The sequence below is a fragment of the Microbacterium xerophyticum genome (assembly GCF_053543555.1).
This window is the reverse complement of the sequence record NZ_JBLVOB010000006.1, coordinates 928,284-950,317: the sequence shown is the minus strand read 5'-3', so window position 1 is coordinate 950,317 and position 22,034 is coordinate 928,284. Positions and strand designations below refer to the sequence as shown.

22 protein-coding genes are annotated in these 22,034 nt (G+C 65.3%); 6 read left to right on the top strand and 16 right to left on the bottom strand.

All coding sequences use genetic code 11. The features are described 5' to 3' along the window. Positions 1-10: 10 nt before the first annotated feature. From ACNPNP_RS11270 to ACNPNP_RS11260, 3 genes are read right to left on the bottom strand one after another with little or no spacing between them, the layout of a single operon-like run. Positions 11-1,480 (bottom strand): SCO6880 family protein, encoded by a 1,470-nt coding sequence (locus ACNPNP_RS11270; protein ID WP_448966102.1) that lies wholly within the window; start codon positions 1,478-1,480, stop codon positions 11-13. 3 nt (positions 1,481-1,483) lie between these two features. Next, entirely contained in the window at positions 1,484-2,887 is a 1,404-nt protein-coding gene (locus ACNPNP_RS11265) for a conjugal transfer protein TrbL (RefSeq protein ID WP_448966101.1), read from the bottom strand. Positions 2,888-2,918: 31 nt separating this feature from the next. Further along, positions 2,919-3,188, bottom strand: coding sequence for a DUF6112 family protein (locus ACNPNP_RS11260; RefSeq protein WP_024355940.1), 270 nt, complete (start codon positions 3,186-3,188; stop codon positions 2,919-2,921). 84 nt (positions 3,189-3,272) lie between these two features. Between ACNPNP_RS11260 and ACNPNP_RS11255 the strand changes: the two genes are divergently transcribed. Beyond that, positions 3,273-4,382 carry a hypothetical protein gene (locus ACNPNP_RS11255; protein ID WP_448966100.1) on the top strand — a complete coding sequence of 370 codons (1,110 nt, stop codon included), beginning with the start codon at positions 3,273-3,275 and terminating at the stop codon, positions 4,380-4,382. Positions 4,383-4,416: 34 nt separating this feature from the next. Here the strand turns inward: ACNPNP_RS11255 and ACNPNP_RS11250 are convergent, their stop codons facing one another. The 12 genes from ACNPNP_RS11250 to ACNPNP_RS11195 form a co-directional block, all read right to left on the bottom strand. After that, positions 4,417-4,683, bottom strand: a complete 267-nt coding sequence (locus tag ACNPNP_RS11250; RefSeq protein ID WP_448966099.1) for a DUF6112 family protein — start codon at positions 4,681-4,683, stop codon at positions 4,417-4,419. Beyond that, positions 4,683-5,858, bottom strand: coding sequence for a M23 family metallopeptidase (locus ACNPNP_RS11245; protein ID WP_448966098.1), 1,176 nt, complete (start codon positions 5,856-5,858; stop codon positions 4,683-4,685). Before ACNPNP_RS11245 ends, ACNPNP_RS11250 begins: the two co-directional genes overlap by 1 nt. Positions 5,859-5,864: 6 nt before the next feature. After that, positions 5,865-6,557: a hypothetical protein gene (locus ACNPNP_RS11240; RefSeq protein ID WP_448966097.1), complete on the bottom strand. Its 693-nt coding sequence runs from the start codon at positions 6,555-6,557 to the stop codon at positions 5,865-5,867. A 76-nt stretch (positions 6,558-6,633) separates the two neighbouring features. Next, entirely contained in the window at positions 6,634-7,701 is a 1,068-nt protein-coding gene (locus ACNPNP_RS11235; protein ID WP_473965282.1) for a ParB N-terminal domain-containing protein, read from the bottom strand. Further along, a complete protein-coding gene (locus tag ACNPNP_RS11230; protein ID WP_448966095.1) occupies positions 7,698-8,564 on the bottom strand; it encodes a hypothetical protein in 867 nt (288 codons plus the stop codon). The genes ACNPNP_RS11235 and ACNPNP_RS11230 overlap by 4 nt, the downstream gene beginning before the upstream one ends. 75 nt (positions 8,565-8,639) lie before the next feature. Then, complete coding sequence (locus ACNPNP_RS11225; RefSeq protein ID WP_448966094.1) at positions 8,640-9,071, bottom strand: hypothetical protein; 432 nt, start codon at positions 9,069-9,071, stop codon at positions 8,640-8,642. Continuing rightward, the gene (locus tag ACNPNP_RS11220; protein WP_448966093.1) at positions 9,068-9,748 is read right to left on the bottom strand and encodes a DUF2637 domain-containing protein; all 681 of its coding nucleotides are present in this window, start codon (positions 9,746-9,748) and stop codon (positions 9,068-9,070) included. The genes ACNPNP_RS11225 and ACNPNP_RS11220 overlap by 4 nt, the downstream gene beginning before the upstream one ends. After that, entirely contained in the window at positions 9,745-10,653 is a 909-nt protein-coding gene (locus tag ACNPNP_RS11215; RefSeq protein WP_448966092.1) for a bifunctional DNA primase/polymerase, read from the bottom strand. The genes ACNPNP_RS11220 and ACNPNP_RS11215 overlap by 4 nt, the downstream gene beginning before the upstream one ends. Beyond that, on the bottom strand, positions 10,653-11,735 hold the full coding sequence (locus ACNPNP_RS11210; RefSeq protein WP_448966091.1) for an ArdC-like ssDNA-binding domain-containing protein: 1,083 nt from the start codon (positions 11,733-11,735) through the stop codon (positions 10,653-10,655). The genes ACNPNP_RS11215 and ACNPNP_RS11210 overlap by 1 nt, the downstream gene beginning before the upstream one ends. Positions 11,736-11,961: 226 nt before the next feature. Beyond that, on the bottom strand, positions 11,962-12,864 hold the full coding sequence (locus ACNPNP_RS11205) for a helix-turn-helix domain-containing protein (RefSeq protein WP_448966090.1): 903 nt from the start codon (positions 12,862-12,864) through the stop codon (positions 11,962-11,964). A gap of 318 nt (positions 12,865-13,182) precedes the next feature. Continuing rightward, the gene (locus ACNPNP_RS11200) at positions 13,183-13,788 is read right to left on the bottom strand and encodes a TetR/AcrR family transcriptional regulator (RefSeq protein WP_448966089.1); all 606 of its coding nucleotides are present in this window, start codon (positions 13,786-13,788) and stop codon (positions 13,183-13,185) included. Between the two features lie 10 nt (positions 13,789-13,798). Beyond that, positions 13,799-14,998: a zinc-binding dehydrogenase gene (locus ACNPNP_RS11195; protein ID WP_448966088.1), complete on the bottom strand. Its 1,200-nt coding sequence runs from the start codon at positions 14,996-14,998 to the stop codon at positions 13,799-13,801. A 120-nt stretch (positions 14,999-15,118) separates the two neighbouring features. Here ACNPNP_RS11195 and ACNPNP_RS11190 point away from each other — a divergent pair, with 120 nt between their 5' ends. Then, positions 15,119-16,273: a serine hydrolase domain-containing protein gene (locus ACNPNP_RS11190; protein ID WP_448966087.1), complete on the top strand. Its 1,155-nt coding sequence runs from the start codon at positions 15,119-15,121 to the stop codon at positions 16,271-16,273. 106 nt (positions 16,274-16,379) lie between these two features. Next, positions 16,380-17,597: a pre-mycofactocin synthase MftD gene (gene mftD / locus ACNPNP_RS11185; protein WP_448966086.1), complete on the top strand. Its 1,218-nt coding sequence runs from the start codon at positions 16,380-16,382 to the stop codon at positions 17,595-17,597. Between the two features lie 98 nt (positions 17,598-17,695). Here the strand turns inward: mftD and ACNPNP_RS11180 are convergent, their stop codons facing one another. After that, positions 17,696-18,298 (bottom strand): TetR/AcrR family transcriptional regulator, encoded by a 603-nt coding sequence (locus ACNPNP_RS11180; RefSeq protein ID WP_448966085.1) that lies wholly within the window; start codon positions 18,296-18,298, stop codon positions 17,696-17,698. Positions 18,299-18,425: 127 nt separating this feature from the next. Here ACNPNP_RS11180 and ACNPNP_RS11175 point away from each other — a divergent pair, with 127 nt between their 5' ends. From ACNPNP_RS11175 to ACNPNP_RS11165, 3 genes are read left to right on the top strand one after another with little or no spacing between them, the layout of a single operon-like run. Further along, positions 18,426-19,475: a zinc-dependent alcohol dehydrogenase gene (locus tag ACNPNP_RS11175; protein WP_448966084.1), complete on the top strand. Its 1,050-nt coding sequence runs from the start codon at positions 18,426-18,428 to the stop codon at positions 19,473-19,475. Beyond that, positions 19,472-20,446 carry a zinc-binding dehydrogenase gene (locus ACNPNP_RS11170; RefSeq protein WP_448966083.1) on the top strand — a complete coding sequence of 325 codons (975 nt, stop codon included), beginning with the start codon at positions 19,472-19,474 and terminating at the stop codon, positions 20,444-20,446. Before ACNPNP_RS11175 ends, ACNPNP_RS11170 begins: the two co-directional genes overlap by 4 nt. Positions 20,447-20,489: 43 nt before the next feature. After that, positions 20,490-21,971, top strand: coding sequence for an MDR family MFS transporter (locus ACNPNP_RS11165; RefSeq protein WP_448966171.1), 1,482 nt, complete (start codon positions 20,490-20,492; stop codon positions 21,969-21,971). Positions 21,972-22,034: the final 63 nt, after the last annotated feature.

Genomic DNA, 22,034 nt, shown 5'->3' with positions numbered 1-22,034 from the left:
TCCTGCGTGTTCAGACAGTGCGGCACAGCGGCAACGCTGCGACGGTGAAGGCTTGCGCCTGCTGCCCGACCAGACGCCGGGTCTCACAAGAGGCTTGGATCGCGGCTTGCTCGATTGCGGCGACGGCAGTGTCGAGTTCTTCCGGGGACGGTGCGGAGACGCTGATGAGGCCGGTGTAGCGGAGCACGCCGTGGCCCGCGGTGAGGTCGGCTTCCTGTTGAAGTACGTCGCCGTATTCGGCGGTTTGGGAGGCGTCTTCGATCTGCCCCATCTTCTGCCGCTGCGCGGCATCCGAGATCAGTTCGGTCTTCTTCTTCCTGATGTCACGTGCTGCCTGATCCGACCGGATCGGCGTGCACACCAGCGAGAACGAACGTTGAATCCCTGACGACAACAGCACCGGGGCGAGGAACCCCGGATACACCTGCGACCTCGGCCACTCCGACACCCACAGCACCGCATGGAACGCGGAATCCGACCGCAGCCGATCCCACGACTCGGTGACCGCGACCGGCCCCGCGGTCGCAAGGGCGCGCCCGATGTCGGTGTTCCGTTCGAGGAGCGCGGCGGTCGCCGGGTCGTAGGCGGAGCGGAGGATCACCGCGACCTGTGCGGGGGTGAGCCACCCGGTGATCGTGAGCTCCGCCGCCCGCAGCGCCGTGACGAGCGTTGTCATCTCCTGCCGAAGGACGGCGGCGGCGCCGGTGATGCCGCCGCCATTGGTGCGGACCTGCCGGGCCGCGGCACGCAGGTCGAGGGCGAGGCTGATGGTGGTGGCGTGGCGTTCCCCGGCGGGACCGGCGCGGTCGATGAGTTCCCGGTAGACGGTGGAGGTCCAGGAACCGTCATCGGTGCCGTGGCGTTGCCACCATTCGACCAGCCCAGAACCCCCATCGGGGAGGGTGCGTTCGCACACTTGCAGGCGGGCGATCCGCCCGGACCGGCAGGTCGTGGCGAGCACGCGCCCCCAGGTGGCGACGCGGCGTTCCTGCTCGCCGGGATCGAGGAGCACGAACGCGGGATGGGAGACGCCGACGATCGCGGTGAGGGTCTGCGCGTGCGGGTCGTGGATCATCGCCGCACCCGTCTCCGGGTCCTCCCACTCCCGAAGCGACGCCGCATCACCCGGCAACGCCAACGTCCCCGCAGGCCGCAGCTTCACGACCCGACGCCGGAACACCGTCTGCCGCGCCTGCGTACGGGCAACCCAACGGGCGGTGACGGGCACCCACTCGATGAGCTTCCTGCCGCCGATGGGGGTCCAGGCGAGGGCTGCACAGAGCAACCAGATGGGTGCGGTCCAGGCCAGCAGCATCCCGCCCCCGGCGTAGAGGGCGCCGACGATGGAAAGCACGCCTGTGGCGAGGACGATGAGTTGCGGGAGGGAGAGGCCGAGGAGGATGCCGCGGCGGGTGAGGCGGGAGAACTGCACCGCCCGCAACCCGAACCCTGCACTGCTCGTGTTTTGCTGGGTCGACATCGGTCATTCCTTCCCGGCAGTCGGCTTCGATGAGGGCGCAGGCGGCGTCGAGGGCGTCGGTCGCGCCGGTGGTGCGGTCGGGGTGTGGCTCGGCGCGGGCGGTGGTGGTGCGGGTTGCACGGGTTCACCGGCCCCGGCCGCGTGACTCTCCGCGGCACCGCCGACCTTGCCGCCGAGTTTCGGGCCCGCGGTCGCCGCCGCACCCACCACCTGAGCCCCCACGACGACGGCGGCCGCAGGCCCCGCGGCAGCCGCGCCCGCCCCGGCTCCGGCACCCGCCGCACCAGATCCGGCTTTTGCGCCGCTCGCGCTGGCTCCGGCGGTCCCGGAAGCCGCCGCACCGCCAGTCGCGGCGGGTGCCGCGCTAGACGCCGTTGGTGTAGCCCCACCGGCGGAAGGTCCCGCACTGCCGCCGCCTCCGGTGGGTGTATCGCCGGCTCCGTCGAGCACCTTCTTCGCCCCGTCGGACTTCGGTGCGGACGGCACAGGGACGGGGCGGTTGAGCGCGGACTTGGCTTCTTGTTCAGCGCTCATCGAGTGGTACATATCGAAGCCGATGAACGTGACGAACTTGTACGTCATGTACGGGGCGAACGCGGCGATGAACATCAGCACGACACCGGCGATGGGGTCGCTGATCGACGCCAGATCAAGCTCAATCGGAGCACTCACTTGGGTGATCGCGACGAGGAAGATCACCACCAGGACAAGCTTCGACAGGATCAGGGCGATCACGAACGTCGCCCATTTCCCGAACCACCCCTTGGTCGCATCCCACGAGAACCCGGCGAGAGCGATGGGGGCGAACACGATCGCGACCAGCAGGAGGGCTTTGCGGATCAGGAGGGAGAACCACACGATCGCCGCCGCGCTGATGGCGAGGCCGGCGAGGAAGATCGTGACGATCGCGCCGACACCGGGGGCGGCGATGTTGATCCCCGCGAACCCGGCTGCGAGGAGGGTGATGCGGTCGCCGATGGATTCCATCGTGTTCCCTGTGGCCTGCACGATCCCGACCGCGAGCTGATCCGTGATCTCCAACAGGAGACCTGTGAGACCGATGGCGACGAAGGAGCCGAGGATGCTTTTGGCTGCTCCGAGGGCGGCGCGGGTGAGGGCGGTGGGGTCTCGGTGGATGAGTCCGGTGATCAGTTGCAGGCAGAAGAAGATCAGCACCACGAACACTGCGACTCCGAAGAGGATGTTGTAGACCCCGACGTAGCCTTCGTCGGTAACGTCGACGAGGGTGGTGGTGTCGAACACCGCCCAGACCGCCTCGAACAGCCACGCCGCCGCCCCGCCCATCGCCTGGGCGAGCCAGTCGAACGGGGCCGCAATCAACGTCGCTGCACCTTGCCCGACGGTGTCGCATACGGCCGAGATCACCGGCACATCACACACACTCACCGCATCCTCCTTCCCTCGTACGCGTTGGGGGTTAGACGGCTTGGCCGACGCCCCAGAAGAAGTTGATGAGCGTCACCGACGCACCGCAGATGATCGCCGCCCCACAAGACACGAGCACGCCGACCTTCCCGCGCGACGCGAGATGCGGGTTGGAGGAGTTCGCGCCGAAGCCCCACACGATCGCGGAGACGATCAGGGCGAGGACGGAGAGGATCAGGCCGACGGTCATGACCGCGCCGACGATGATGCGCAACTGCTCGATACCGGGAAGCCCGGTACCGTTCGGGTCAATATCAATCACAGGGATGCTCCTTCGGCTGACAGGCCGGTACTTGCCGGACTTGTCAGCCAGGTGCACCCCGCGTCCCTCGATACTCTGTGTTGGATGGGGAATCTTGATAGATCAGCTCTTGTAGAGCGGAGTGACGGCTTCGACTACGGCTACGCAATGAACTGCTCGTGCGGGAGCGTTTCAGTTCTGTCAGCGGAGGACTGTTTCGCCGAGGCCGATGGCGCACACATGACGTGCGCACACTGTGGCGCCAGCATCCACTTCGGGATCGCCGTTGCCGCACTCCGTGATCAAGGCGATCCTGCGCTTGATGACGAGGCTGCAACCCGCTTTGCCTGGTACCACACGAGCACTGAGCCGGAATGGCCGTCGCCGGACTACGCACGCCGGTTCGTCGAGGACATGGAACAGAACGACCAACGTCCGATAAAGCGGGATCACTACGTCTCGTTTCACACGACGAAGGCGCTACACCTTGGCACCTACGAGACAGCAATCGAGAACATGCTCCGACGCATGCACGACGAGCACGACGGCGGTTCCCAGTTCTACCTTTACCGTGTCGCGATTCAACTCCAACCAGGCCGCATCAACCCGGGCTATCGAGACGAAAACCACGATGAGGCAGCGCAGCTGAGCATCAGCGACCTCGACAGCGACGACCTCGACGCCGTCCGGTACCTCAACGTCCACGAAGGAACAGGCGTCCTGTCGCTCGCAATCCGCCCCGAAGCCCTTGATGCTGTCCAGCGCATCGCTATCCCGCCTCACGACCTCACCTTGCCTTTGATCCCTCATCTCCTCGCCCGAGATTTTAATGATCTGGCGCAGGCGAAGGGTGAGATGGAAGCAGCACAGGCGAAGGTCGAATGGATCCCGCACAGTCGTCGCCGGATGATGTACTTCGGCGTCTACGACGATCCGGGCGGCCTGGCGAAGAAGGCTGGCGATCTTGAACACCGGTACATCGATCTGTGGAATCAACTCGAGTGCCGACTGGCTGAAAACTACCTGCCGGGTGTATCGCCGTCCATCCAGCGAGATTTCAACGAAGCGATGGCCAGTTGGAAGAGCGCCAATCCGACCGTTGACCCCGAGGGATTCGCTTCGAGATATCGATCAATGGCCGCTCTGCTCGAAAGGAGCGCCGACGTGATCAACCAGGTCTCTCGCCAGCCATGGCGAGACCTACGCGCTTCCTGACTCAACGGACGTAGCCGGAGACGAGGGCTCGCCTCTACAGCGTCTCACCGACGTCCAGGAGGAAGTTGATCCAGGCGACGCCGGCTCCGGCGAGGGCGGCGGTGCCGACCGCAACCCAGGCCCCGATCCGCGCTTTGGTGGCGGTGTGGGGGTTGCCCGTCGAGGAGGAGATGGCCCAGACGATCGCGGAGACGATCAGCATGAGCACGGCGACGATGAGCACGAACATCAGCAGCGCACCGATCACCGTACGGAGGTCGTCAGCTGCGCCGACGCCGCCGAAGTCGGGGAACACGCCCATCAGCGCCCACCTCCGTTCAGGGTGCAGGACGCGCGGGAGGCGTTGCCGCCGGTGATGCCTTCGGCGTCGTGGTCGGTGAGCCATTGGTCGGAGTCGATCGCGGGCTGACCGGTGCCGCCGGGTCGGATTTCGAGGTGGAGGTGGGGGCCGGTGGATTTTCCGGAGGAGCCGACATCGCCGATGTGGTGCCCGGCGGTGACGGTCATGCCTTCGGTGACGTGGATGCCGTGCTCCCACATATGCGCGTAATAGGACGCGACCCGCTCGCCTCCGACGGTGTGCTCCACGATGATGAGTCCGCCCCAGTTGCCGGTGTATCCGGCGTGGGTGACGATCCCATCGGCGACGGCGTAGATCGGGGTGCCGTCGGCGGCGGCGAAGTCGCTGCCGGAGTGGAACGCGGTCTCGAAGGTGATTGGGTCGGTGCGCCACCCGAATGGACTGGTCCGCACCCACGTGCCCTCCGGCAACGGGAACACGACTCTGGTGGTCTCCGGCACCACCACATCGCCACCGCTGCCGGTCGATGGTGCGGGTCGGGTGAGGGTGGTGAGGATCGCTTCGGCGACGGGCTGATAGTTCTGATACCGGTCCGGGTATGCCGACACCTCGACGGCTTGGGCGGCACTGCCTGGGTCGAGTTGCTGCCATCCCGGGATATCGAGCAGCCCGCGCGGTGAGGGGTAGTTGGGTCCGGCCGGTCCGCCGTAGAACGCGCGGGCTTGGTAGTTCGGGTCCATGAGCTCCGCGACGGTGCCCCACCCGGCTTGCGGGCGCATCTGGAACAGGCCGAGAGAGTCGTGATCGGACGCATCCCCGTCGTTGGGGTAGTTCGCGGATTCGGGGTAGGTGCCGGTGTTGGCGAGCATCCGCAGGTGGGACTCCGTGAGCGCTGCCATCAACGCGATCACCACCCCTGGGCGCCCCACCCCATCGGTTTGCCCGCCGACGGTGATGATGGTCGCGGCGTGGGTGAGTTGCTGCCGGTTCAGCGTCACCGTCTCGCCGTTGCGCGTGGTCGCGGTCAGTGAGTCCGGGATCGGCCCGACGATCAACGACCCCGGCGCGCACGCCGCGACGGCAGGGTTGGCGAGGACGGCGACGGACAGGAGCACGGTCGCGGGGCCGAAGCAGACGGCAGCGACGGTGAGAGTAGCGAGGAGCTTTTTCAGCATGACCGGTCACCGCAGCGGGTTGTCGAGCTGCGACAACCGCAACAGCAAGCAGGTGTTGGTGATCGGATCGGCCGGCGCTGGCGCGGGGTTCCGTGCGGGGGTGCAGGTGAGGAACACGGTGAATGCGACCGGGTTCGTTGTCGTTACCGGGTCGGTGCCCCAGTAGCCGGTGCGGTGGCGGGTGCCAGTGATCGTGTACGCGACCGCACCGTCAGGAATCTGGCCCGGCGCCGCCTGCGCCACCGCGTCCTCCCATGCGTCGGGGATGTCGATGGTGTCGATGGTGAGCCATTGTCGGGTTTGGTGGGTGCGAAGCTGCGCCCACGCCTCCGGCGTCGGCAGATACGAGCGGACATCAGTTGCTGCGGCGTCGGCTTCCGTGTCGGCGGTGACATCGGCGAGCATCTGCGCATAATCGGCGGGCCCATACTCGCTGGTCGTATCCCAGGTGAACAGCGCTTCCGCGACGGCTACCGCGAACTCCTCTGGTCCGCCGAGCGCGACCACCGGCTCTGGTTCTGCCGGGACGAGTGCCGGGCTCGTCGCCGCCGGGCCATTCGTCGGAGTGGGATCAGCAGGTTCGGCGGGCTGTGGTCCGCGGATGAGCCCGTACACGCCGATGCCGATGAGGAGGAGCAGGATGAGGCCGCCTGCGATGGTCGCGATGAGCACGGTGCGGCGGCGAGCGGTGGGGTCCATCCTGGTGTCCTTCCCGACGAGATTCGGATCACCAGATAGGTGCACCACAGCGTTCAGGACAGGGAGACGCGGAGGGTCAGGCGGTTTCGCGGCGCGCGCTTCGTGCAGTGCGGGCGGCATCCAGGAACGCGATGGTCGCGGTGACGGCGTTCTCGAACATCGCCCACTGCTCACCAGTCAAGGCCGGGCCGATGGTTTCGGGGTCGTAGCGTTCGGTCCAGGTGGCGAGTTCATCCCAGAGGTAGACGAACGACCGCACCGGCAGGAACTCCCGCGGCTGCTCCTCAACCGCGTGGAGCCGTGCTGATGCGAGCTGGGCGGGGCGCTTCTTCGTCGCAGACTTCGCGCGCCCGACAGCGAGCACCGCGAGACGTTCCAGGTCCGCTGGCCGTGCGGTGTCTTCGAGTTCCCGGAGCCGGGTCGCGCCTGCGGCGGCGGTGTCGCGGATTCCTGCCGGTTGTGCGGGGTCGCTGGCGAGGGTGTCGAGTTCGGCGAGGGCTTGTGCGGCGCGGATGCGCTGCTGCGCTCCGGTGATCGACCCGCCCGCGTCGATCCGGTCAAGTTCGTCCCGTGCCCGCTGCTGTACGTCGTCGGGCTGCGAGGGGTCAGCGGCAAGATTCTGCAACTCGTTGATGCGTTCCAGTGAGGTGTACGCGTTGCGGCCGGTGACCATGAGCGCGGCCTGCTGCCTGGTCTCGCCCTTTTGCGGTGCCGCCCCCGTGGCGGCACCGTGTGACCTGGGGTTTTCGTGTTTCGAGGTGAACCGTGACGCTTCCTGCCGGCCAGTCGCATCCTCGACCATGAGAGCTTTCAACTCGGCGTAGAGGGTGGCTTCCTCGGTGCGGGTGAGGGGCTTGTGCAGGAGGTTGTCGTCCTGCTCGGCAAGGAGCTGCCCAAGGGTGGTGGAGATGCCGGAGCGCACCCACACGTTCACGGTCTTCCACCCGAGCCGGCGGATCGCGGCCAAACGTCGGGCACCGCAGATCAGCATCCCGTCCGGGGTGATCGTGATCGGCTGCAACAGCCCATCCCGAGCGATCGACTCCACCAGCGAGTCGAGGTCGCCGTAGTCCTCGCGGTGGCGTCGGCCGGCCCAGATCGAATCGACGGCACGCTCCAGCTCGATATGCCCCGGCTCGCTCATGGCCGGCCCCGCATCACGCCGGGGGCTGCGACTCTGATTGCCGCACCCAAGTCCGTGTCGTCCATGAGGTGCGCCAAGGACTCACCGATCAGCAGCCGCAGCAACACCCCACGGCCCGCGTTCGTCCCGGCCAGGTGCAGGTCGGGGGCGCCGAGGATGATCCGCAGCAGCCGGTACCAGGACGGTGCGGGCAGATCGAGCAAGGCGCGGGCGTGCCGGTCGCGCCGCAGTGACTCGTACGCTCCCGCGCGAGAGGCGGATTCCGCGAGGCGGGCGCAGATGCACTCGACCGCCGCTCGCGCGACCTCTGGTTCCCACCCGTGCCAGCACAGCAGCGCGATCGCGTCCTCGACCGCGGATTCCACCCCCGTCGACCCCGACACCTCAACCTCGTCGGCGTCGTCTTCGTCATCGTGTGCGAAGGGGTCGGCGCGGAATGCGGGGTGGTAGTCGGTGAGGGGGTTTTCGCGGTCGGAGAAGCGTTCCGCGTCGTGGAAACTCGAGTACCTGGGCCTGCGCGCCTGATGCACCGAGCACAGCAGCCCGTTGGCGCGGTTCTCTGCGATGCAGGTGATCTGCACGGCGCGGGTGATGACCGCCCACGGATCATCCGCCCGCCGCACCGAGGCCGTGCGCATCGCCTCGAACGCGGCAGCCGCCGCCTCCCACGGGTCCAGGCCGTGCTTGCGGGCGAGGGCGGCGTACTTGTCGGCCGCGTGCCGCATGAGTGCTGCTGCATCGGGGTCCGTCCGCCAGGCATCGGGGCCGGCAGTGGAGAGGCGGGTGAGGAGTTCGCGGAGTCGTTCTGAGTTCTCGAACCCACGCCCGCGACCGTCGCGGCGTGGGGTGTGGGGTTGTGACATGGTGGCACCTCCTGACAGGCAGGTGCGCACCGGCTCCCCACCATCCCCGCCCCACCGTCGTCTGCGCATGGTGATTCACCCCAGCCCGATCCCGGACGGCCGCACCCAAGACGACGAGCGCGGCCGATCCTGCGGCTCGAACACATCGAACGACTCGAACACCGCCGACCCCGCAGTAGGACGTTCAGCGCGGCGATCCCGGATGTCACGGGCACGGGTCCGGCCTGCTCGGTACACCTGACCGGGAGCGCGGCGGGCCCGATTGGCGAGCTCGGTGTGCAGGTTCACGCCGTGGCCGGCGAACTTGGCCGTGCTCGACGCGATCAGATCAGTCGGCCGAACCCACGCGATCCCACGCCCCACCCGCGAAGAACGATCCCCGGCGGTGGTGGTGAGCGAGGGGTCGCGGTGTACCGCGAATGCCGACCGCTCCGCCTCGGCACCCTCGGTAGTCGCGGGCTGTGCATCCGGCATCTCGGTGCGGTTCGTCTCTGTGTCGTCGTTCACGAGGTCTCCTCCTTGCTGATGGCTGGGGTGAACCAGCGGCCGACCGTGGAAGGGTGCACGCCCAGGTGCCGGGCGATCTGCTTGTTCGACCACCCCTCCACCTCCCGCAGCTGGGTCGCTTCCTTCCGCCGCTCACTCACCGACACCACTGGCATCTCCGCTGCTCGCGTCGGGTCCGCTACTGACACGGCGACCGTCTGCGATGGGGCGACCGTCTCTGCCGGAATCTCCTCGATCACGTCTGCATCCGGTGTGGTGGCGGGGCGGGTGAGGATGACGGTGAGGTGCGTGATCGACAGCAGCACCAGCGGCGGGATCGCCGCAACCGACGCGGCAAGCACCGCTGGGACATCGGTATCGGCGGCGATGATCGCGTGGATTGCATTCGCCGTCACCGACACCACCGCCCCCGCAGCGAGAAGCGTCCACGGGTACCACGTCGGACGGGACTGGCTGGCGAGGGCGACGACCGCGACAGTTGCGACGACGATGATGCCGTCCACGATCAACGGCCATGCCCACGCCTGACCCGCATCGATCCCAGACCGCCGCGCAAGATCAGCAAGCGCCGTGAAGGACAGCCAGAATGCGCCGGCTGCGATGAACACCGTGCCCGTGATCGCCGTCGCTACCGCCAAGCGGCGGCCCCGCGGTGAAACAGTCTCGGTGGGGTTCATGAGATCACCCGCCCTGGTGATCCGCGCACCACACGCCGCTCATCCGCTCCGGGCTCCATGGAGGTTCGCGGTGTGGTATGGGTGGTGCGGTAGGCGGAGCGGATCGTCGCCATGATCTCCCGCAACCCGAGCCCCGCATGCTCTGCCGCGGGTCCCAGGGCGTCGAGGGTTGCGTCGGGTGGGGTGCCTGATTCTGCGAGTCGGCACGCGGCCCAGAACAGGCCCCGGTTCCGCTCGCCCTCACCACGCCCCGCCACCCAACCGGCGAGCACTTTCGCATCCGAGCCCCGACGCCCCAACCGAGCAGCACGCGAACGGTCGATAGGGATCGGGGTGCGGGGGTCAAGGAAGTCGCGCAGCCTCGTCGCATCCACCGGCGCCGGGGTGTCGCCTGACGCGACGATGAGCCGGTACGGTGCCCGCACCCCGCCAGGGCGCAACACCTTCGACGGCGGGGCGATGATGTAGCCGCCCTCAGCCCGGAAATCGACATGCGCCCGCGCTGCCTGCCACGACGACTGCGCACGGTCAGGGTCTGCCGGATAGTAGGCGTGCAATCCACCGGAGGGGGTACGCACGAGCGCCGCCCACCCCGCCGCATGGCCGTGACGGTGTGCTTCACGGAAGGCAGGGAAACCGGTGCCGGTCGGATGCACGTCGACATCGACGACCTCCACCCCGGACACGGTGCCGGTGGGGATGCCGATGTTCGCTGACGGCCACCTCGACCACCACCCCGCAACCTGCAATGGATCAGCAGTCGCGTCGTGGAAGCCGCGGCGCACCAAAGGGCGCTTCTCACCCGGCACACACGGAAACACTGGAACACCGGCCGCAGCGAACCGCGCCGCTGCCTCCGAGAGCGGCCTCCCGCCGACTTCGGTGAACAGCTCGATGGCATCCATCACAGGCTCCTCACCGAGGCCGCTACCGCGCGGCGTGACTCCTCCGCTAACGGATCAGCAGGTGCCTCGACCGCGGGCTCGGAGCGTGTTTTCGCTGGGGTGTCGCGGGTGAGGCCGGGAGGGTCGCCGTTGCCGATCTGCGTCGTGGGGAGCTGGTCGAGAATGCTGGCGGCGGTTTTACGGACTCGTTCGCCGGTGGCTTGGACGACTTCGACTGTGGACTTCTCCGGCACCGTTGCTGCCCACCCCGACACATAAGGCACTGTGTAGTCGCTGGTGTCCATGCCGTGCGCTGCGGCGACCATCAACGCCACCGAATCCGCCTCCACCTCACCAATCCCGCGATGCCCCGTCGCATCCGCATTGTCCGGCCCATGCAGAAGGACGTGGGCGAGCTCGTGCACGAGCGTTTTCACCTGTGCTGCCTCGGGCATGTTCTCCCGCACCGCCACCGTCCGCGCACCGAAATCAGTGAGGCCGTTCGCGCCGTGGATCATGCCCTCATGTGGCACCCGCAAGACGGTGAACCCCTCCGACTCGACTAGGCGGGCGATGCCTTCCCTGAGCCCGTCGGGGGCTTCGCCTTCGAGTAAACGTGGGGAGGGTGGTGCGGGGATCGGGTCGCCTGTGGTTTGGGAGGCATCCCAGACGTAGGCGGGGCGGACGCCGACCATGCGGGAGCGCACCGCCTCACCCGGTTTCGGTTTCTCGAACCTGGCGAGCCGGCGCCACGACTCCGCTACCTTCGGCGTGAACGACGCGAACCGGCCCGTCACCGGGGCGAGGATCATGTACCCCGACTGGCCCTTTGAGACTTGCCGGCCGAGCGTCTGCCACTGCTTGAACCCCGCCACGTACGTCGGTACCGGTCCCGGCACCCGGCCTGCCTCGAACGCCGCCTGATGCTGCACGAAGATCAGCAGCGTGTTGTTGAACGAGCGGGCACGGAACCGGGCCGCGAACTCCAACGCTCGTTTCCAGTCCTCGCCGGTCACCAACGACTCCACAGCGCCGGTGAGCTGTTCGTGCAGGGCGTCGAGCTTCGCATCCCGCGCCGCGCGCGCCTCTTCGCTGGTTGCCATCGTCGTCCTCCTTCCGCAGGTACCCGCACACGGCGGGTGACCTCTGCGACCAAGAGGTGCGCGAGGGGACTCAGGAAACGCGATCGAGACGGACGACGGACAGAAAGTGAGCGACCGTCAGGTGCATCACTGAACCCGACGTGGTCAGCCCACCTCTACCCCAGAAGCAGGAACGACGGTGCTCCCGAAATCGAAGATGGTCATTCCACCCGGCGTGTATGCGCGTTCAGTCGGGGTGCGGAGGTGGCGGGTTGTTGCGGTCGATCCGCCGATACTCGCTCGGGGTGACGCCCACAGTCCGACGAAACTGAAGGGCCGCAAAATCGGGATCACGCCACCCCACGGATGTTGCAATGACTGATACTGGCAGGTCGGTGACCTTGAGTAAGTGCGCCATCCGTTCCGCCCGCAGCATCGTCAGATAAGCGATCGGAGACTTCCCGAATGACGCCACGAATGCTCGTCGTAACTGAGATGGAGACAGGTGCACCGCGCGCGCGAGTTCAGGCACCGACCAACGGCGATCCAACTCATTAGCAAGTTGGTCGGCAACCCTTCGAACCTCGGTACGCAACGGTTGAACCACGCCGTGTCGTGGCACGGGCAGTCTGACCGTGTTCTGCGGTCTTGAGGTCGCCCGCTGATCGGTGACAGTAAGGTGCGGAGTCAAGACATCGAGGATTCTTGAGAGCAGCGCTTGCGCTCGGTAGAAGTGCTCCGCCTGCAAGCCATCAATGCTCAGAGCTGCGAGCTCGTCCAACCAGGGCATTAGTAGTTCTGCACGATTCTTACCAATCCGGACGACGTGCACCGGTGCCGGGTAATTCGCATGGAGAAAAACGTGTGCCTCATGACGGTTCCTGAAACGCTTGGCGTGTTGCCAGAACACTTGATCAATGACATAGTCGCGGGCGAGATATATGGTCGTCGCCGTTAGCGATTCTTCGGGTTCAGCACTGCAGCGTGTGTTCGCCGCAAGCACGACCACATCACCGAGTTTGATACATCGGGTGCCGAGTTCGCTGAAGAATTGCGCGCTGCCGGCTCGAACAATTGTGAAGGTCACGCGGTCGAACGCATGGGAATTCGTGGCCGCATGGAATGTTTGAGTGCGGGCGCTCAAAGGCACGGAGTGGTGTCTCTCGATCTAAGGAGGGCGGCAACCGTTCGGCCTGGGGATTCGCTGTCGTGCATTTGAGGGCGTGGCCGCGGAGTTTTAGTTAGCCGCGTCTCGGACGGAGGGGTGGCGCCACTGCCGCGCATGCCACGGCGATCGGGTGGCACAGGAATTCGCATACTCGGTAAGCAAACCAATTCCACGCTGGGAATCGTAGGGATTGCCGTGACAGCCACCAGCGCCCACGTTGACGCATTAAGGACTGATTTAGTGACGCGTGTTCACAAGCTCGCCAGACAGAACAGCTGAGCCGCAATCGATCCGCTCGCATCAACGCAAGAGCGCTGCCCAGGCGTCCGCGAGTGCTTCAATAACGTAGTCGGGTTCGTGAGGTACCTGGTTTTCGATCCAGCCCATGAAGACCTGTGTCTGAACCTCGAAGGCTGCGATTGCCCTGATACGCAAAGCAACCTCCGAACGGCCACTGTGGCGGGCGAGTGCGCCCACGATGAGGTCAACCACATCGTTCCGGGTAGTGAGCAATCGATCGCCGAGGGCCGGCTCAACAATCTGCGCATGCAAGATCGCTCGAATCGTCGTTCCGCGCAGTTGCCAATGATCGAGAACCTGCGGGAACCACTCCCGCTGCAGCACGGCCGGATCTGATTCGATCCGTACGAGAAGCCCCTCGAGAGTTTCCCACAGTGCGTTGGTGGGTTCGTTGACGAACTTCTCCCAGACGGCGCGAGTGACTTCTGCTTTGGATGAGAAGTGGAGGTAGAACGTGGCTCTCGTGGCTCCTGCTTCCGACGTGATGTCATCGATCGTGGTTCCGACATACCCGCGGGAGACGAGACAGTCATGCATGGCGTCGACGAGCCGGTCTCGTGTCATTGCTTTTTGCGCGGCTCGCAGGCCTGTGACTGTCTGCTTCATCGTCCCGATCTTACGCGGCACGGTGCCCATCATTCCGGATCGGAGTGGGAAGTGTCGATCGGTTCGGGGGGGCCGCGGATGGCATCTCGACGACGGCTCTGAGAACCTTGCCTTTTCGCAGGGCGTCGATTGCGTCGGCGTAGTCTTCGAGGGCGAAGGTATGCGACACCTGGGTCTCGAGTTCGAGGTGATGTGTCTCAGCGAGTTGCACGATATCGCCCATGTCGACGAAGGGGTTGGATGCGCCGTTGAGTGCGCCGCGGATCGTCAGGTGACGGTACATCGCATTGCTGACATTGATGTTCATGGTCCCGCCATCGTGGGGGATACCGACGAGCCCGAGTCGTCCTCCAGGTTTTAACAGCCACTGGGCTGCCTCAAGCACCGACGATTGGCCGGTGCAGTCGATCACCGCGTCGGCTCCTTCTCCGGCGACGCGCTGTATGGTCTGCACGATGTCCTCTGCGGTTGACCCGGGTGGGATCTGCACGAAATCATCGGCGCCGAACTGGTGGGCGGTTCTTTCCTTGTCGCTGTTGATGTCGACCGCGATGATCCGATGTGCGCCGAGCATTCGGGCTGTCTGCACACTGTTGATCCCGATCCCGCCCACGCCAAAGACGATGACGATCTCCCCGGTCTTTAGTTCCACCACGTTTTTGGTCATCCCGTAGCCGGTGCTCACGGCGCAGCCGACAAGGGCGGCCGCGTTGGGGGAGAGGGAGTGCACCGGATGTGCCTGGAACTCGTCGACCACAATGTACTCGGCAAGTGAGGACACGCGGGCGAGCGCGCGCACCGGCTGGCCCTTCCGTGAGAATGGGGTCTCTCCGATGCCGAAGCTCTGGGGGCACGCGGTGAAGTGACCCTTCGCGCACGCCTCACACCTGTTGCACGGCAGAGGGCATGAAACTGCCACGCGTTGACCGACCTGCAGGCCGGACACGCGCGCGCCGAGGGCGTCGATGACCCCGGATGCCTCGTGCCCGAGGACCATCGCGTCAGGTTGGGGCTCATCGATCGGCAACAGGTCGCTGCGACACAGGCCCGATGCCAGTACTCTCACGCGGACCTCGGACGGCCCTGGAGGGCGTACCTCCAAGTCGTTGGCGAGTTCGACTCTTCCGTTTTCGACAACCACACCCTGCATGTGGACCACCTCTTCTTCATTGATCGGGGGCACCTCGGACGACGCGAGATACGCGTCCATTGCCCAGCATATACCGTCAGTCTTTTCACTAGACATGCAGTCTCATGTGCGTTTAGGCTGTGGGCAGCCGAGCGCACGTCGACGTGATGATTCGGTCTTTCGACGAAGAAAGGGACTGCAATGACGGCACAGGGAACGAAACTGACCGATCCGCGTATCGAGGCGGCGATCCAGGAGGCACTCGATACCACTGAGGTGGGTATTCAGGTTGCGGCGTATCTCAACGGGAAGCTCATCGTCGATACCTTCGGGGGGATCGCGAACCCGGAGACGGGGGAGCCGGTCTCCGATGACACGCTCTTTTACCCGTTCTCGGTAACGAAGGGCGTCACCTCGACGGTGCTGCATGTGCAAGCCGAGCGAGGGTTCATCGACTACGACGAGCCGATTGTGACTTATTGGCCGGAGTGGGGAAAGAACGGCAAAGAGCACATCACCGTCCGCAATGTCCTCACTCACCAGTCCGGCGTGCCGTGGATGCCCGAAGGCGTAACCCCGGAGCTGAAAGCCGATTGGGAGTGGATGATCCGTGGTTTCGAGGATATGACCCCCGAGTACCCGGTCGGCACGAACTGCTACCACGCTCTCGGGTGGGGGTGGATCATCGCGGAGATCATCCAGCGAACCGACCCCAAGGGGCGATCCTTCGCCCAGATCGCGAAGGAAGAAGTCCTCGACCCGATCGGTGCGACCGATCTGCACTTCGGTATCGGTCCCGAAGAGGATCACCGGCTTGCACGCATCGTCGGCGGTGACATCCCTGAGAGCACCCCGTATCCGATGTTCTTCCGGGGGATGCCACACGCGGTGCACCCCTCGGGTGAGATCTTCAACCAGGAGATCACCCGCCGCACTGTCGACCCCGGCGCCGGATCCATCACCAACGCACGATCCATGGCCGCCCACTGGGCACTCCTGGCGAACAAGGGGGAAATGAACGGAGTGCGGCTCCTCTCCCAAGGGCACGTCGAGCAGTTCCTCACTCCACGACCGAACACCGAGACCGTCGACATGTATCTGGGCATGAAGGTCCCCGTCTCCGCGTACGGGTACTACCTCAGCGACGAAACCCCCGGCATGATCCCGGTCATCACCCCTCATTCGCCGATCATCTGGATGCCCGGCGCCGGCTCCTCGATCGGCTGGGCGGAGCTCGACACGGGCCTTGCGGTCGCGATCACCCACAACCACATGCAGATGGGTCCGCCTCCCTCGTACGTCACGATCGCGAACGCGGTGCGCGAAGTCGCCGCCGAACAGAACATAACGAAGTAACCCAGTACTCCAGCGCCTGGGTGACGATCACGCGCGACTCGTCACCCAGGCTCACCTCGTGGGTCAAACTACACGCGAGGAGAAGACCCATCAAGGAGCAGCCAGCATGGCACGGACCCCCCTGTTCATCAGCATCGCCGAAGCGCAACGCCTCGCAAAGAAGCGGCTCCCCGCAGCCATCTATGAAGGCCTCTACGCGGCGAAAGAGAGCGGCGTCGCAGCGATCGATAACGTCGCTGCCTTCCAAGAGATCAAATTCAAGCCTCGTGTCGCAGACATCCCGGCCCGCGATCTCTCTCTCACTATCATGGGGCAGCCCTCGAGCATGCCCATTATGATCGCGCCAGCCGGCGCTCAAGCGGTGCACCCTGAAGGCGAAGTCGCCGCAGCGCGGGCGTCGAAACGTGCCGGTATCCCCATCGGACTGTCGAACTACGGGTCCCGCTCGATCGAAGACGTTGCCGCCGCTAACGACAACACATTTCTGCAGTTGTACTGGACTGGTACCCGCGAAGACATGCTCGCTCGCGCCGAGCGCGGACGCGCCGCAGGGTCCAAGGGGATCATCCTCTCGGTCGACTACGTGCACAACTACCGCACGGACTGGCGCAAGGCACTGATCCCTGACCGTATGGGCATCAAAGAGATCTTCAAGTATGGTCCGCAGGCGCTCCTGAAGCCACGCTATGTGGCGCGCTGGCTCCCGCACGGCATCGTGCCCCAGCTCCGTGTACCCAACGTGACACTGCGGCCCAGCGATCCTGCCCCATTCTTCAACGACGGTTTCAAGCTGTGGACCCAGACGCCCCCTCCTACGTGGGCCGACCTCGAGTGGTTCTGCCAGCAGTGGGATCAGCCCGTCATGATCAAAGGCATCACCCACGTCGACGACGCCAAACGCTCCATCGACATCGGTGCGGCCGCGATCTCCGTCTCCAACCACGGCGGCAACAACTTCGCCCCCACCCTTGCCTCCATCCGCTGCCTCCCCGAGATCGCAGACGCTGTTGGCACCCAGATCGAAGTCCTCATGGACGGGGGAGTTCGACGCGGCTCGGACGTCGTGAAAGCCCTCGCTCTCGGCGCGAAGGCAGTTCTCATCGGACGCGCCTACCTGTACCCGCTCGCGGCCGACGGTGAACGAGGCGTCGAAACGGCCCTCGAGATCCTCCGAGCAGGCATCTCCGAGTCGCTGTATGCCATCGCGAAGGCAACACCTGCAGACGTGGAGCGCAGTGACGTCTACCTGCCGAACGGGTTCGCATTCAGCAACGGGCCGGACCAGACACCATTCGACGGGAAGACGCGACGGCCGGGAGTGTAGCGCCCTAATAGGCCCAAGGGCTGACAATCGCTTGCGACATGAGCTCGAGTGCTGCTCGGGCAGTGCGCAAGCGGTTGTTTGCTGCCCTCAGGCCAGTGTCACGGAGTGTTCCACAGCCCTTTGAGTGATTGCGCAGCACGCTCGTAGAATGCGGCCGCAGGGATCTTGGCTGGGTCCGGTTGTGCTGCCCATTCGTCGAGTGCTGCGTGCAGGGTGGCCGTGGAAATCTCGACGACCATTCGGGCCATGAGCCCGTCGTCGAGTGCCGCTGCGAGCCGGCGTCGAGTGCCGTCCATGATCGCGGAATGCCGCGCGGACGCAGCTTGTCGCAACGCCGGATTCGTAGCAATAAGGCGTTGCGCTTGTCGGCTTCGTTCGTCCTCGTTGGAATCCAGCCTCACCGCCATGTCGCGGTACACCCCCTGCACGGTCGTCAGGGCATCGAGTGCGGACATGCGCTCGAAATCCACCTCTTCGAGGGCGTGTGCCAAGGATTCGGATTCGAAGAGAACAGTCTCTTCCTTCGTCGGATAATGGCGGAAGAATGTGCGCTGTGAGATCCCCGCGGCGTTCGCGATGTCGTCGACGGTGGTCTCTTCGTACCCGCGCTTTGCGTAGAGATCGAGCGCGAGCTGAGAGAGCTCGCGACGCAATTCAGTCTTCCGACGGGTGCGAAGATCCGGCGCGGTGTGATCTGGCACGCTACCACCTCCAAAGTGACTCCTCCATTATGCGCTTCTTTGGCAAGCACGTGCAACTTGACAGTCGCTGTCAAAAGGTGGCAGGCTGACGGGAGTTTTGTTGTCGAGTGAGAGTTGAGAAGTTCGAATGCGTGCAGGAATCATCACTGGGCTCCGCCGTCTGGACATGCGTGACGTCGCTATCCCGGCTGGTGCCGTGTCGGGGACTGCGGTCGTGCGGATCCGGCGCACGGGTATCTGTGGTTCGGATGTCGCGGCTTTCCGCGATGGAGAGGAGTATCCGGCGTTCCTCTCCGGTCATGAATGGGTGGGCGAGGTGCTCGACGTGGCCGCAGACGTCACGAACGTGCGCATCGGGGATCGAGTTGTCGCCGGGACACCGGCCGCATGCGGCCATTGTGCGATGTGTCTGCGCGGCAACTGGGAACGCTGCGCAGAGTATTCGTCGCTCGCGTTTGGAACGCACCCCCTCACCCCGAGTCACGGGGGATACTCGGAACGGATCGCGATGCCTGCCGAGTCGCTGATCACCGTGCCGACCGCACTTGCTGATGACGACGCGGCTGTCGTCGAACCTGCTGCTGTTGCGCTGCACGCCGTCCGCCGGGCACCATCGGTGGTAGGGACACGAACCGTGGTGATTGGGGCAGGCCCGGTAGGTTTGTTCGTCACTCAGATGCTCGCCCACGCGGGAGCGGCCGAGGTCATCGTGATCGAACCCCGCGAACGCCGCAGGGAACTCGCCCATCGCCTCGGTGCAACAGGCACCGCATCCCCCTCGGACTCGGCTGTCGTCATCATGGACCGCACAGGTGGACTCGGAGCCGATGTCGTCTTCGACTGCGTGGGCAACGAGCCTGCACTCAAGTCCGCGTCCGAGGTGGCACGCCCGGGTGGGACGATCATGCTTGTCGGCGCGGCAACTTCGGACATCCGCGTGTCACCACTGACGTGGCTGTCCAAAGAACTGACGGTGCGCGCTTCGCTGGCCCACCTCAACCACGAGTTCCACACGGTGATGCAGATGATGGTGAACGGATCGCTGTCGGCCGCCCCACTGATTGACCGCATCGTCGGCCTGGATGGTCTCGAAGGGGCACTGAACGCCCTCGCGGATGGAGAGGATGCGGTGAAAGTCCTTGTCGATCCCGCGCTGGGAACGGTGGTCGGGCGATGAAGGCGCTGCTGCTTGACCAGGTCGGAACACCGGACACCTTGCGCATCGGCGAGCTTCCGCTCCCCGAACCCGGCCGCGGGCAGGTCCGCATCCGCGTGCGGGCGTGTGGGCTCAACCCTTCCGATTTCCAGCGCGCGCTCTATGGCGTCTCCGAGTGGGAGTGGCCTGCCGTGCTGGGGCTCGACCCGGCCGGAGTCGTCGATGCGGTCGGGCCCGGAGTCACACAGTTTCATGTTGGTGATCGGGTCGTCGCCCACGCGGACATTCGTGCTCGCGGAGGGCTGGCGGAACAGACGGTCGTGTCCGCGCTCGCGACGGCGAAGATTCCCGATTCGGTGTCGTTCATCGATGCCGCCGGACTACCCGCCGCGGGCCTCACCGCGATGGAAGCGATCCATCGCCTACACGTCACGGGCGACGACGTGGCTCTGATTACGGGAGCGGCCGGCGGTGTGGGCGGCTACGCTCTGCAACTCGCGAAACTCCGAGGTGCTCGGGTCATCGCCACCGACGCCGGCAGCAACGCGGATCGAGTCCATGCACTCGGTGCCGATACATTCCTCGACTTCCAAACCCAGGACATCCCGAGCGAAGTTCGAAGGATCACCGGCGACGTCGGCATCGACGCTGTCCTCGATACGGTCGGCACCGCCTCCGCCACCGCGAACGCGGAACTCCTCCGCTACGGGGGACGAATCGCAACCACAGCGGGGCGCCCAGACATCTCCGTGGTGCCTGCGTTCTCGATCGGTCCGTCGACGCACGAGATTGCGCTCGGCGCCGCATACACGCACGGGAATGACCGAGACCGGGCACGGCTGGGCACCAACCTGGCGGAACTCCTGGCGCTCCTCAGCGTCGGGGATCTGCGCTCGATGGTCGACCGTACGTTCCCATTGGAACAGGTGCCCGAGGCGCTTACTGCTATGTCAGAGCGGCGACTCACCGGAAAAGCACTTTACGTCGCCTGAGCGACGCCCCAGCCAATCTCACACTTCAGGAGTTCAGCACCGCATGACCGCATCTCAAACCGATAGCATTCCCACCCGCGACTCCGTGACGGATGGGGACAAAATGCCCCGCCCCGTCCGGATCGCCATCAGCCTCCTCTTGGCCGCAACATTCGTCGTTGTGCTCAACGAAACCGTCATGGGCGTCGCACTCCCGCGCCTCATGATGGAGTTCGATATCACCGCCGCCACCGGGCAATGGTTGACGACGGCATTCCTTCTCACCCTCGGCATCATCATCCCGACCACCGGGTTGATCCTGAAACGGTTGACCACGCGTCAGGTGTACTTCACCGCCCTCGTGCTCTTTAGCATCGGCACCGCGCTTGCCGCCGCCGCACCCGTTTTCTCGATCCTGTTGCTCGCTCGCATCCTGCAAGCGGCGGGCACGGCACTCATGCTGCCGCTTCTCACCGCGACCGTGCTGGAGTTCGTGCCAGCTCACCGCCGCGGACGAATGATGGGGATGATCTCCGTCGTCATCGCGGTTGCCCCCGCAGTAGGGCCGACCGTGTCCGGACTCGTCATCGACCTGCTGTCGTGGCGGTGGATGTTCATCATCATGCTCCCGATCATCGCCATCGCGATCGTCCTCGGCGTGGTATTCATGCAGAACGTGGGACCTACCGAGCGGGTGCGCTTTGACATCGCGTCGATCATTCTTGCCGCGCTCGGGTTCGGAGGTCTGATCTTCGGCCTCAGCAGCATCGGCGAGTCCAGCACCGGCGAGACGATCATTCACCCGGCGGTCTCGCTCGCCACCGGCGTGATCGCCCTCGCCCTCTTCGTTAGTCGGCAGATTGTTCTCCAGCGCAGCGATCGTGCGCTGATGGACCTGCGTCCGCTTGCCAGCCGCACCTTCTGGTTGCCACTCATCCTCATTGTGATCGCGATGGGAACCCTCTTTGGCACTCTCATCCTCCTGCCGCTCTATCTGCAGAACGTTATCGGTCTCAGCGCCCTTGAAACCGGTCTGATCCTGCTCCCCGGAGCCGTGATCATGGGAATCGTCGCACCGTTCATCGGGCGACTGTTCGACCGATACGGCCCGCGCCCGCTCGTGATCCCCGGAGCGCTCGTCGTCAGCGTCGCCCTGTGGGCGATGACCTTCCTAGGAGAAAGCTCCACAACGGCGTTCATCGTGGCGATCCACATCGCACTCAACGTCGGCCTCGGGTGCATGATGACGCCACTAATGACCACGGCGCTCGGATCCGTGGCGCCCCGGCTGTACTCTCATGGCACTGCGATCGTGAACACTCTGCAACAGGTCGCTGGTGCGGCCGGCACCGCCTTGTTCATCACGCTGATGTCTACGACCATGGCCGCGGAAGCGTCCGCGGGAGCTGCGCCTGCCGCTGCCGAGCTCGCCGGAATTCACAGCGCGTTCGTCGTCGGCGCCTTCATCAGCTTGGTTATGATCCTGCTGTCGTTCTTCATCCGCCGCGGGGCGGCGGCAGGAAGGGGAGTCGTGGCGCTTCATTGACGGTGGTCTCACTCCTCAGAGCACATAGCAACCCTGAGAAATCAGCCACGGGCTGCGGGCAGG